Origin of the sequence: Klebsiella sp. CN_Kp091 (assembly GCF_040065095.1) — a bacterium.
Classification (GTDB): Bacteria; Pseudomonadota; Gammaproteobacteria; order Enterobacterales; family Enterobacteriaceae; genus Klebsiella; species Klebsiella aerogenes.
This window is the reverse complement of the sequence record NZ_JBEAIO010000043.1, coordinates 150,391-163,199: the sequence shown is the minus strand read 5'-3', so window position 1 is coordinate 163,199 and position 12,809 is coordinate 150,391. Positions and strand designations below refer to the sequence as shown.

10 protein-coding genes are annotated in these 12,809 nt (G+C 56.8%); 7 read left to right on the top strand and 3 right to left on the bottom strand.

Features of this window, described 5'->3' with window-relative positions:
• Both ABLV17_RS18395 and ABLV17_RS18390 read left to right on the top strand, forming a co-directional pair.
• On the top strand, positions 1-217 hold a 217-nt coding region (locus ABLV17_RS18395), incomplete at its 5' end, for a hypothetical protein (RefSeq protein ID WP_205414710.1).
• A 130-nt stretch (positions 218-347) separates the two neighbouring features.
• Entirely contained in the window at positions 348-1,079 is a 732-nt protein-coding gene (locus ABLV17_RS18390) for an arginine ABC transporter substrate-binding protein (RefSeq protein WP_308957760.1), read from the top strand.
• A gap of 41 nt (positions 1,080-1,120) precedes the next feature.
• On the opposite strand, the gene orn is transcribed toward ABLV17_RS18390, so the two are convergent.
• Complete coding sequence (gene orn, locus ABLV17_RS18385; RefSeq protein ID WP_015704162.1) at positions 1,121-1,666, bottom strand: oligoribonuclease; 546 nt, start codon at positions 1,664-1,666, stop codon at positions 1,121-1,123.
• A gap of 94 nt (positions 1,667-1,760) precedes the next feature.
• Between orn and rsgA the strand changes: the two genes are divergently transcribed.
• From rsgA to mscM, 3 genes are all read left to right on the top strand, one after another.
• A complete protein-coding gene (rsgA, locus tag ABLV17_RS18380) occupies positions 1,761-2,822 on the top strand; it encodes a small ribosomal subunit biogenesis GTPase RsgA (protein WP_087859205.1) in 1,062 nt (353 codons plus the stop codon).
• A gap of 150 nt (positions 2,823-2,972) precedes the next feature.
• Positions 2,973-3,935, top strand: coding sequence for an archaetidylserine decarboxylase (gene asd, locus ABLV17_RS18375; RefSeq protein ID WP_308957759.1), 963 nt, complete (start codon positions 2,973-2,975; stop codon positions 3,933-3,935).
• Positions 3,936-3,959: 24 nt separating this feature from the next.
• Positions 3,960-7,286 (top strand): miniconductance mechanosensitive channel MscM, encoded by a 3,327-nt coding sequence (gene mscM / locus ABLV17_RS18370; protein WP_087859207.1) that lies wholly within the window; start codon positions 3,960-3,962, stop codon positions 7,284-7,286.
• A 43-nt stretch (positions 7,287-7,329) separates the two neighbouring features.
• Here the strand turns inward: mscM and yjeM are convergent, their stop codons facing one another.
• Complete coding sequence (yjeM, locus tag ABLV17_RS18365; RefSeq protein ID WP_087859208.1) at positions 7,330-8,832, bottom strand: glutamate/gamma-aminobutyrate family transporter YjeM; 1,503 nt, start codon at positions 8,830-8,832, stop codon at positions 7,330-7,332.
• A gap of 202 nt (positions 8,833-9,034) precedes the next feature.
• Positions 9,035-10,012, bottom strand: a complete 978-nt coding sequence (gene epmA / locus ABLV17_RS18360) for an elongation factor P--(R)-beta-lysine ligase (protein WP_015368646.1) — start codon at positions 10,010-10,012, stop codon at positions 9,035-9,037.
• A gap of 277 nt (positions 10,013-10,289) precedes the next feature.
• Here epmA and frdA point away from each other — a divergent pair, with 277 nt between their 5' ends.
• Positions 10,290-12,080 (top strand): fumarate reductase (quinol) flavoprotein subunit, encoded by a 1,791-nt coding sequence (gene frdA, locus ABLV17_RS18355; protein WP_113374740.1) that lies wholly within the window; start codon positions 10,290-10,292, stop codon positions 12,078-12,080.
• Entirely contained in the window at positions 12,073-12,807 is a 735-nt protein-coding gene (gene frdB, locus ABLV17_RS18350; RefSeq protein ID WP_087859210.1) for a fumarate reductase iron-sulfur protein, read from the top strand. Before frdA ends, frdB begins: the two co-directional genes overlap by 8 nt.
• Positions 12,808-12,809: the final 2 nt, after the last annotated feature.

Genomic DNA, 12,809 nt, shown 5'->3' with positions numbered 1-12,809 from the left:
AACTCGCGACCCCGACCTTGGCAAGGTCGTGCTCTACCAACTGAGCTATTCCCGCGTTACTGCTTTTTTGCCATATTTCGATGGCGTCGTAATTTGCATTTCTGCGTCGTTACGGGAGGCGCATTATACGAGAATTCGATTCACCTGCAACCCCCTGGCGAGCACTTTTTTTCGTTTTTTGTTTGAATGGACATTTTCTCGCCACACAGCCCACTGAATTGTATAAATAACCGCCATAATTAGCAAAATATCTTTTTCCCCCCGCGCGAATGGCGCAAAATCGCCCTCATGACACCGCGGTGGCTATCCGCGAAAAGGTCCACCATGACGACTATCAGGGATTCAGAATGAAAAAAGCGCTTTCCGTCCTGCTGCTGACCACATCAATCATCGGAACAGCTTCTGCCGAGACGCTCCATTTTGGCACCACAACCGCCAATCCGCCGTTTGAGACCGTCAAAGGCAAAGGCCAACCTACGGGTTTTGACATTGATTTGGCCAATGCGCTGTGTAAACAGATGCAGGCGGAATGTAAATTCACGCCGCAGCGCTTTGATACGCTCATCCCGGCGCTACGCTTTAAAAAGTTCGACGCTATTATCGCCGGCGTTGAAGTATTGCCGATGCGTGAAAAGCAGGTCGCCTTCACTCAGCCTTATCGCCAGGAGCTCTCCGGGGTGGTAGTCACGGCAAAAGACGCCGCCCACGGGTTTGCCGACCTGCAGGGTAAAAAGCTCGCCGTGGTCAAAGGCAGCGTTCATCAGCGTTATCTACGCGATAAACAAAAAGGCATTCAAACCGTCGCCTTTGGCAGCGATAGCGACGCGCTGACGGCGTTGAAAAGCGGCGAAGTCGACGGCGCGATCGGCGATTTAGCGACGATGGACCAGTGGCTGGCGGATAATCCTGATTACGCCGAGATGAAAGAGCGCGCCACCGACCCGGCCTACTACGGCAAACAATATGCCATCGCGGTACGCAAAGACGACCCGGAGTTGCTTAAGCAGATTAATGACGCGCTGGAGGTCGTGAAGGCGTCGCCGGAGTTCCAGCAGATGGAACAAAAGTGGTTTAAGTAACACATCAAAAAGAACGGGGCCATGTCGGCCCCGTTGACGCTTCAGAGCTTAATAAAATGCTCGCGATAATAGGCTAACTCGGCGACGGATTCGCGGATATCGTCCATCGCCTGGTGAGTGCCCTGCTTTTTAAACCCATCAAGGATTTCCGGCTTCCAGCGGCGCGCCAGCTCTTTTAGGGTGCTGACGTCGAGATAGCGATAATGGAAGTAAGCTTCCAGTTCCGGCATATATTTGAACAGGAAGCGGCGGTCCTGACCGATGCTGTTGCCACAAATTGGCGATTTCCCCGCCGGCACCCACTGCTTGAGAAACTCAATAGTGGCCAGTTCCGCTTCACGGTCGCCCACGGTACTGGCCTTCACGCGATCGACCAGCCCGCTGCCGGTATGAGTGCGCACGTTCCATTCGTCCATTAGCGCCAGCTGAGCATCAGACTGGTGCACGGCAATGGTCGGGCCTTCTGCCAGAATATTAAGATTCGCGTCGGTGACCAGGGTGGCGATTTCGATAATGCGATCGCGCTCGGGATCCAGCCCCGTCATCTCAAGATCGATCCAAATCAGGTTGTTTTCATCTGCACTCATGCTATTTTCCACCCTTCTTGCGTGACTATATTCATCTAAAATAGCGTGTATCATAGAGGTTTTGCCCCATCAGGGCGACCAGGAGCCAGTTCGATTGAGTAAAAATAAGCTCTCCAAAGGCCAGCAGCGCCGCGTTAAGGCCAACCACCAGCGCCGCCTGAAAACGACTTCGGAGAAGGCCGACTACGATGACAACCTGTTTGGCGAGCCTTCTGAAGGTATCGTCATCAGCCGTTTTGGTATGCATGCCGATGTCGAATCCGCGGATGGCACGACCCACCGCTGCAACATTCGCCGGACCATTCGTTCTCTGGTAACCGGCGACCGCGTGGTCTGGCGGCCAGGCAAAGACGCCGCCGACGGGGTCAACGTCAAAGGCATCGTCGAAGCGGTACATGAACGCGTCTCGGTGCTGACGCGCCCGGACTTTTACGACGGCGTGAAGCCTATCGCGGCAAATATCGACCAAATCGTCGTGGTTTCGGCCATTTTACCCGAACTGTCGCTCAATATTATCGACCGCTATCTGGTGGCCTGCGAAGCGCAGAATATCGAACCGCTGCTGGTACTGAATAAGATAGACCTGCTGGACGAGGAGGGTATGGCCTTCGTCAATGAGCAGATGGATATCTATCGCCAGATCGGTTATCCGGTTTTGATGGTGTCCAGCCATACTCAGGACGGCCTGAAGCCGCTTGAAGAGGCCCTGACCGGGCGCATTAGTATCTTTGCCGGCCAGTCCGGGGTGGGTAAATCCAGCCTGCTGAACACGCTGCTGGGACTGCGGGATGAGCAAATCCTGACGAACGACGTCTCTGATGTTTCAGGGCTCGGCCAGCACACCACCACCGCCGCACGTCTTTATCACTTCCCGCACGGCGGCGATGTGATTGACTCCCCGGGCGTCCGCGAGTTTGGCCTGTGGCATCTTGACGCGGAACAAATCACCAACGGCTTTGTCGAATTCCATGATTATTTAGGCCATTGCAAGTATCGCGACTGCAAGCACGACACCGACCCAGGCTGCGCCATTCGCGAAGCGGTAGAAAAAGGCGCTATCGCCGAAAGCCGTTTCGCCAACTATCACCGCATCCTGGAAAGTATGGAACAGGTGCAGGTAAAAACGCGTAAAAGCTTTTCATCAACCGACGACTGACATTTAAGCTGTCGTCGCTAAACGTAATCGCTTTGCCGGCAAGACGGCGCGGATACAATTCGCTGAAGTTTACGTATAGAATCGTCCCCCTTTTCAGTACCCCGCGCCAAAGCGGGGTCAGGAACGACAATTAACGGCCTGGAGGCTACCTTGTTAAACTCGTTTAAACTCTCACTGCAATACATTCTGCCTAAACTGTGGCTCACCCGCCTCGCAGGCTGGGGGGCAAGTAAACGAGCAGGCTGGCTGACTAAACTGGTTATCGATCTGTTCGTCAAATACTACAAAGTCGATATGAAAGAGGCGCAGAAGCCGGATACTGCCGCTTACCGCACCTTCAACGACTTCTTCGTCCGCCCGCTGCGTGACGATGTTCGCCCGCTGAACACCGATCCCAACGTGCTGGTAATGCCGGCTGACGGCGTTATCAGCCAGCTTGGCGCTATCGAAGATGACAAAATTCTGCAGGCCAAAGGCCACAATTACACCCTGGAGGCCCTGCTGGCGGGTAACTACCAGATGGCCAACCTGTTCCGTAACGGTAGCTTCGCCACCACTTATCTGTCGCCGCGCGACTATCACCGCGTGCATATGCCGTGCAACGGCATCCTGCGCGAGATGATCTATGTCCCAGGCGATCTGTTCTCGGTCAACCACCTGACGGCGCAAAACGTACCGAACCTGTTTGCCCGCAACGAGCGCGTTATCTGCCTGTTCGATACTGAATTCGGTCCGATGGCGCAGATTCTGGTCGGCGCAACGATTGTTGGCAGCATCGAGACCGTCTGGTCCGGCACCGTGACGCCGCCGCGGGAAGGTATTATTAAACGCTGGACCTGGCCTGCAGGCGAAAGCGAAGGCTCCGTTGCGCTGCTGAAGGGCCAGGAGATGGGCCGCTTTAAGCTGGGCTCAACGGTGATTAACCTGTTTGCGCCAGGCCAGGTGAAGCTGGTTGAACAACTGCAAAGCCTGTCAGTCACCAAAATCGGCGAACCGCTGGCGACGGCCGTAGAAGCTGATATCTCCGTGGAACCTGCGCCGTTGCCGGAAGAAGAGATCCGCGCCGAACACCGCGCCAGCCCGCTGGTTGACGATAAACAAGACGAAGGTTAATTCCGGACGACAAAGGGTTACGCCGTGCGCCTGATATACACTTTTCTGTTGGCCTTGAGCCTCAGCTTCGGGGCGTACGCAGCGACGGCCCCGGACGTCAAACAAATTACCCAGGAACTGGAACAGGCGAAGGCGGCGAAACCCGCCCAGCCTGAAACCGTCGAAGTCCTGCAAGCCGCGCTGAATGCGCTGGAGGAGCGCAACGCCTCCGTTGAGCGCGCTCGCCAGTACCAGGACGTTATCGATAATTTCCCCAAACTGTTTCAAACGCTCCGCGCTCAGTTAGCGAATGTCAGCGAAACGCCGCACCAGGTACCTACCGCCCTCACCGCCGACGCGCTGAATCAGGAGATCCTGCAGGTCAGCAGCCAACTGCTGGAAGCCAGCCGCCAGGCGCAGCAGGAGCAGGATCGGGCGCGGGAAATCGCCGACTCCCTTAATCAATTACCACAGCAGCAAACCGACGCCCGCCGCAAGCTTAATGAGATTGAACGTCGCGTCGGCGCGCAGCCCGGCAATACGCCGCTGGCGCAGGCGCAAAATCTCGGTCTGCAGGCGGAATCCGCGCGTCTGAAAGCGCTGGTCGACGAGCTGGATCTGGCCCAACTCTCCGCTAACAACCGCCAGGAACTGTCGCGCATCCGCTCTGAGCTGGCGCAGAAACAGAGCGAACAGCTCGATGCCTACCTGCAGGCGCTGCGTAATCAGCAGAACAGCCAGCGCCAACGCGAAGCGGAAAAGGCGCTGGAGAGCACCGAGCTGCTGGCGGAAAACAGCGAAAACCTGCCGCCGGGGATCACCGACCAGTTCAAAATTAACCGCGAACTATCGCAGGCGCTTAATCAGCAGGTTCAGCGCCTGGATCTGGTGGCCTCGCAGCAGCGGCAAGCAACCAATCAAACGCTCCAGGTGCGCCAGGCGCTGAACACCCTGCGCGAACAGTCGCAGTGGCTGGGATCATCGAATCTACTCGGCGAAGCGCTACGCGCCCAGGTCGCCCGTCTGCCGGAGCGCCCGCGCCCACAGCAGTTAGATACTGAAACGGCCCAGCTGCGCGTACAGCGCTTGCATTACGAAGACCTGCTCAGCAAGCAGGCGCAGCTACGGCTGATTCGCCAGGCCGACGGCGAGCCGCTCACCGCGGAACAAAACCGCATCCTGCAGGCGCAGCTGCGTACCCAGAGCGAGCTGCTTAACTCGCTTCTACGCGGCGGCGATACCTTGCTGCTCGAACTGACGAAACTGAAAGTCGCCAACGGCCAGTTAGAAGACGCGCTGAAAGAGATTAACGAAGCAACCCACCGCTATCTGTTCTGGACCTCGGACGTCAGCCCGATTGGCTTCTCCTGGCCGCTGGAAGTGGTGCAGGATCTGCGTCGTCTGATCTCGCTTGATACCATCAACCAGCTCGGCAAGGCCAGCGTCATGATGCTGACCAGCAAAGAGACGCTGTTCCCGCTGTTTGGCGCGCTGGTGCTGGTGGGCTTCAGTATCTATTCGCGACGCCACTTTACCCGCTTCCTTGAGCGCTCCAGCGCGCGGATTGGCAAGGTGACGCAGGATCACTTCTGGCTGACGCTGCGTACCGTGTTCTGGTCAATTCTGGTGGCATCTCCGCTGCCGGTATTGTGGATGACGCTCGGCTATGGATTGCAGGCGGCTTGGCCCTTCCCGCTGGCGGTCGCCATTGGCGACGGCGTGACCGCCACCGTGCCGCTGCTGTGGGTGGTGATGATTTGCGCCACCTTCGCCCGGCCGAATGGATTGTTCATCGCCCACTTCGGCTGGCCGCGTAACCGCGTCGCCAAAGCCATGCGTTACTACCTGATGAGCATCGGGTTGATCGTACCGCTGATTATGGCGCTGATCATGTTCGATAATCTCAACGACCGTGAATTCTCCGCCTCGCTGGGCCGCCTGTGCTTCATGCTGATATGCGGCGCGCTGGCGCTGGTTACCTTGAGCCTGAAGCACGCCGGGATCCCGCTGTATCTTGATAAAGCAGGCGACGGCGAGAACATGGTGAACCGTCTGCTGTGGAACCTGCTGCTCGGCGCGCCGCTGATCGCGATGCTGGCGGCGGCGGTGGGCTATCTTGCCACCTCGCAGGCGCTACTGGCGCGACTGGAAACCTCGGTCGCCATCTGGTTCCTGCTGTTGGTGGTTTACCATATTATTCGCCGTTGGATGCTGATTCAGCGTCGGCGCCTGGCCTTCGATCGCGCCAAACACCGCCGTGCGGAAATCCTCGCCCAGCGCGCCCGCGGCGAAGAAGATACCGCCCACTCCACCAGCACAGAAGGCTCGGTCGAAGCGGAAGTCAGCGAAGTCGACCTCGACGCCATCAGTACCCAGTCCCTGCGCCTGGTCCGCTCGCTGCTGATGCTAATCGCCCTGCTGTCGGTGATTATTCTGTGGTCGGAAATTCACTCGGCATTCGGCTTCCTCGAAAATATCTCGCTATGGGATGTGACCTCCACGGTACAGGGCGTCGAAAGTCTTGAACCCATTACTCTTGGCGCCGTCCTGATCGCCATTCTGGTGCTGATTATCACCACCCAGCTGGTGCGCAATCTCCCGGCGCTGCTGGAGCTGGCGATTCTGCAACATCTGGATTTGACGCCGGGTACCGGCTACGCCATCACCACCATCACCAAATATCTGTTGATGCTAATTGGCGGGCTGGTCGGCTTCTCGATGATTGGTATTGAGTGGTCGAAACTACAGTGGCTGGTGGCGGCGCTCAGCGTCGGTCTTGGTTTTGGTCTACAGGAAATTTTCGCCAACTTTATCTCCGGCCTGATCATCCTGTTTGAAAAACCAATCCGTATCGGCGATACGGTCACTATCCGCAGCCTGACCGGTAGCGTGACGAAAATTAATACCCGCGCCACCACCATCAGCGACTGGGACCGTAAAGAAATCATCGTGCCGAACAAAGCGTTCATCACCGAACAGTTCATCAACTGGTCGCTGTCGGATTCGGTCACTCGCGTGGTGTTGACTATCCCGGCGCCCGCGGAGGCCAATACGGAAGAGGTCACGCAGATTCTGTTGACCGCCGCTCATCGCTGCTCGCTGGTGATTGATACCCCGGCGCCGGAAGCGTTTCTCGTTGACCTGCAGCAGGGGATTCAGATTTTCGAGCTGCGTATTTACGCCGCCGAGATGGGCCACCGTATGCCGCTGCGTCATGAGCTGCATCAGCTGATTCTGGCGGGTTACCGCGCACACGGCATCGACATGCCGTTCCCACCGTTCCAGATGCGCCTGGAAAGCCTGGATGGTCTGCGCAGCAGCCAGCCGCTGAACTCAGCGGGTAAAAGCAGCCGTACGCCAGGAAGTTTGTAAGCACTAACTAGCCCGGTGAGCGCTTCACCGGGCATTCTCTTTCTTAACCCTCCGCCAGCGCTACCTGTACCGCCGTTCTCTGACGATAGTTCTCGTAGATCCCTAATGCCAACAGCGAGAAGAAAATCGGCCCGCCGACCATCCACAGCGTACTGTTCCAGTCACCGGAATCCATCACCGGCTGAATAACGGTAAAGATATTGGCGAACGCTACCACCAGTACCACTATCGTCGTCGCCAGCAGCGTGCTCACCCGGCTTTTAAACATCACAAATGGACGATCGAGATCGGCTTTGGCCTTAAAGAACGGGAACGCGATCGCCAGGAACAGATACGGCAAGGTCATCGAGACGTTAGCCATCAGCGTTAGCTTGTTATAAAACGCTGAAGCGGTATCGCCGCCGAAAGAGACCAGCAAAATAAACAGACTCACCAGCAGACACTGCAGCCACATGGCGTTAGCCGGCATGCCGTTAGCGTTGACTTTGGTCATCATCGTCGGCCACAGCGCTTTCGGCGTCCCCTGAATGATCGCCTTCAGCGGCGAATAGCTCAGGGTGAAGAATGCGCCGGTATAGGCAAGGAACATCGACAGCCCGGTAATGCGCGCAAACCATACGCCGGTCAGCGCCGCCGCCTGCGGCGACAGATGAAGCGCTTGTCCAAGCGTCGCGCCGAGGCTGGTCATCAACACGTAGGTGATATTGCCAAGGTTGGTACTGTGGTTGCTCAAGACCTGCTGCCAGTTGGCGCTGACGCCCCACAGCACAATAGCCAGCGAGTAACCGATCGAAATCACCAGCGCGGCGATAATAATGCCTTTGGCAAAGTTCTTTTCCGGCTTCTCGGTTTTATCCACCAGCCCGCCGACCGCTTCAATCCCGCCATAGGCGAAAATGGCGAACACCACGAAAGACAGCATCGCCAGCCCCGATTGATATCCCGGGTTCGGCGACGCGGTGAAATCCAGCGATTGTGCGAAATGGCCGCCGTTCAGCAGCAGAATCGCCCCGCTCACCAGCAGCAGTACCAGATTAAGGCACATCACCGCGATGCCGCCCACGGCGGTAATTTTGGCAATCTTATTTATCCCTTTCGCCGCCACCAGCGTCACCAGCACCATCCAGCAGGCGGCCAGTACGCCGACGGTTTGCGTCGAGGTTAAGCCGGCAAAAGCCCAGCTCTGGGTTTTATCCGCGCCGAAGAGAAAGGTCGAAAACGGGACCCAAATTTTCGCCGCGGTACTGACCATCCACACCACATAGGATGAAAACCACATAAAGGTGCCAATAAATGCAAAGCGCGGCCCGACGCTACGGTTCATCCACGAATAGATCCCGCCCTCTTCCTTACGATAGGCCGAGCCCATCTCCGCCATCATTAAGGCAAAAGGAATAAAGAAAAACAGCGCCGAGAAAAGATAAAACGGCATCGCGCTATAACCCATCAGATAAAACGCCGAAGGGCTGTTGGCAAAGCCAAACACCGAAGTGAAGATCATTAATATCAGCCCAATCAGGCTCATCTTCTTGATTTGTTGAGGCATAAATCGATCCAAACGTGAGCGTCGCCGAACGGCGTCGCCAGGTAAGCAGAAATTGAACGCGGATCCTAGCAATAATCCAGTTTGAAATTGTGGTTATTAGGGCTAATGCAGCGGGGAGAACTGTAAAAATCTTTGAATGAAGGGGATAACGCTAACGGCGGGAAACGGCTTCCCTCTCCTCATGAAAGGGAAGCGTAATTAATCAGGCGCGATCGACGGTGAATGAGATCACTTCGCCGATGGTCTCTACACCTAACGCCAGCATCACCAGGCGGTCTACACCCAGCGCGACGCCGGAACAATCCGGCAGTCCGGCTTCCAGCGCGGCCAGCAGGTTATAATCGATGGGCTGCTCCGGCAGGCCGCGGGCCGCACGTTTGCGGTTGTCCTGCTCAAAACGCTGCTGTTGTTCGCGTGCGTCGGTCAGCTCGTGGAAGCCGTTCGCCAGCTCCATCCCCTTGTAGTAGACCTCAAAGCGCTCGGCGACGCGGTGATCTTCGGTGCTGATCTGCGCAAGCGACGCCTGGCTTGCTGGGAAGTGATAGACGAAAGTCGGACGTTCTTTACCGATGTGCGGCTCTACACCCATGGCGAACAGCAGCTGCAACAGCGTATCGCGATCTTCTTCCGTATCGGCGATATTACTGAGATCGAGCTTTGCCGCCACTTCACGCAGCTGGGTTTTGTCTGCCGACAGCGGATCGATCTCCAGATAGCGCTGGAAGGCCTGTTGATAAGAGAGGCTTTCCGCGGGTTGGCACTCGAGCACCTGCTGCAGTAAATCGTCAACTTCGTTAATCAGACGGTACATGTCGTAGCAGGGACGGTACCACTCCAGCATGGTGAACTCTGGGTTGTGGTGGCGGCCCATCTCTTCATTGCGAAAGCTACGGCACAGTTGGAAAACCGGCCCGCATCCGGCGGCCAGCAGCCGCTTCATGTGGTATTCCGGGCTGGTCATCAGATACAGATTCAGACCCTGAGAGTGGCCGGGGCCAACGAAACGGGTTTCAAACGGGAACATGTGGATATCGGTCACCGTTGCCTGACTCATACAAGGCGTTTCCACCTCCAGCACGCCGCGGTCGGTAAAGAAACGGCGAATTTCCGCCATTACAGCCGCACGTTTTAACAGATTTGGAATGGATGCGCTCGGCTGCCAGGTTGCCGTCTCGCTCATGGTACTTTTCTCCGATTTCATACAAGGGCACGAAGTCTACTCGCAACCGTCGAGTGAAACAAATTTTGTGCAATCCGGCGGCGATATTACATCCTGATAATTTATTGCTAACTTAATTGCATAAATAAAATTGATAAATCAGCGCACGGATTGATAAAAAAATCGAACGCGTCAATTTTCCCCAACATCCCTATGGCTATACTCATTTACCTATAAAGGAGCAGTGATACTTTTTCGCCAGCCCGGCGGCGAAATACACAAAAACTGGAGGAATGTCGTGCAAACTTTTCAAGCCGATCTTGTCGTCATTGGCGCAGGCGGAGCAGGTCTTCGCGCAGCCATCGCCGCTGCGCAGGCTAATCCAAAAGCCAAAATCGCACTGATTTCAAAAGTCTATCCAATGCGTAGCCATACCGTCGCCGCCGAAGGCGGTTCTGCGGCGGTCGCGCAGGATCACGATAGCTTTGAATACCATTTTCACGACACCGTCGCCGGCGGCGACTGGCTCTGTGAACAGGATGTCGTAGACTATTTCGTACACCACTGCCCCACGGAAATGACCCAGCTTGAGCTGTGGGGCTGCCCGTGGAGCCGCCGCCCGGACGGCAGCGTCAACGTTCGCCGCTTCGGCGGGATGAAAATCGAACGTACATGGTTCGCCGCCGATAAAACCGGCTTCCATATGCTGCATACCCTCTTCCAGACCTCCCTCCAGTTCCCGCAAATTCAACGTTTCGACGAGCACTTCGTGCTGGATATTCTCGTCGATGACGGCCAGGCCCGCGGCCTGGTGGCAATGAATATGATGGAAGGCACGCTGGTGCAAATTCGCGCCAATGCGGTCGTCATGGCTACCGGCGGCGCTGGCCGCGTCTATCGCTATAACACCAACGGCGGCATCGTCACCGGCGATGGCATGGGCATGGCGCTGGGCCACGGCGTCCCGCTGCGCGACATGGAGTTCGTCCAGTATCACCCAACCGGCCTGCCGGGTTCGGGGATCCTGATGACCGAAGGCTGCCGCGGCGAAGGCGGTATTCTGGTGAATAAAAACGGCTACCGCTACCTGCAGGATTACGGTATGGGGCCAGAAACGCCGCTCGGCGAGCCGAAAAACAAATACATGGAACTCGGCCCACGCGATAAAGTCTCTCAGGCCTTCTGGCACGAGTGGCGCAAAGGCAACACCATTTCGACGCCGCGCGGCGACGTGGTTTATCTCGACCTGCGCCATCTCGGCGAGAAGAAACTGCTTGAACGCCTACCGTTCATCTGCGAACTGGCGAAAGCCTATGTCGGCGTCGATCCGGTAAAAGAACCCATTCCGGTGCGTCCGACCGCCCACTACACGATGGGAGGCATCGAAACTGACCAGCAGTGCGAAACCCGCATCAAGGGCCTGTTCGCCGTCGGCGAATGTTCCTCCGTCGGTCTCCATGGCGCCAACCGTCTGGGATCCAACTCGCTTGCCGAGCTGGTGGTCTTTGGCCGCCTTGCCGGTGAGCAAGCCATGCAGCGCGCGATGGCCGCGGGCGAAGCTAACAACGCGGCGCTGGATGCGCAGGTCAACGACGTTGAAAACCGTCTTAAAGACCTCGTTAACCAGCAAGGCAATGAAAACTGGGCCAAAATCCGCGATGAAATGGGTATGTCGATGGAAGAAGGCTGCGGTATCTATCGCACGCCGGAGCTGATGCAAAAAACCATCGATAAGCTGGCCGAGCTGCAGGAGCGCTTTAAGCGCGTGCGTATCACCGACACCTCGAGCGTATTCAATACCGACCTGCTCTACACCATTGAGCTGGGCCATGGTCTCAACGTCGCCGAATGTATGGCGCACTCCGCTATCGCGCGTAAAGAGTCCCGCGGCGCTCACCAACGTCTCGATGAAGGCTGTACTGAACGCGACGACGTCAATTTCCTCAAGCATACGCTGGCCTTCCGTGAGGCCGACGGCAGCACGCGTCTGGAGTATGGCGATGTGAAGATCACCACTCTGCCGCCGGCTAAACGCGTGTATGGCGCCGAAGCGGAAGCCGCTGAGAAGAAGGAGACGACCCATGGCTGAGATGAACAAACTGAAAATTGAAGTGGTGCGCTACAACCCGGAAGTCGATACCGCGCCGCACAGCGCTTTCTATGAAGTCCCCTACGACGAACAAACCTCGCTGCTCGACGCGCTGGGCTATATCAAAGACAACCTCGCGCCGGATTTAAGCTACCGCTGGTCGTGCCGCATGGCGATCTGCGGTTCTTGCGGCATGATGGTCAACAAGGTGCCAAAACTGGCCTGTAAAACCTTCCTGCGCGACTATACCAAAGGGTTGAAGGTAGAAGCGCTGGCCAACTTCCCGATCGAGCGCGATCTGGTGGTCGATATGACCCACTTTATCGAAAGTCTGGAAGCGATTAAGCCGTATATCATCGGAAATAACCGCACGCCGGAGCAGGGGCCGAATAAGCAGACTCCCGCGCAGATGGCGAAATACCATCAGTTCTCCGGCTGCATCAACTGCGGTTTGTGCTATGCCGCCTGTCCGCAATTTGGTCTGAACCCGGAGTTCATCGGCCCGGCGGCGATCACCCTCGCCCATCGCTACAACGAAGACAGCCGCGACCACGGCAAAAAGGAACGTATGGCGCAGCTTAACGGCCAGAACGGCGTGTGGAGCTGTACGTTTGTCGGCTTCTGCTCCGAAGTTTGCCCGAAGCATGTCGATCCGGCGGCCGCCATTCAGCAGGGCAAGGTAGAAAGTTCGAAAGACTTCCTGATCGCCACCCTGAAACCACGCTAAGG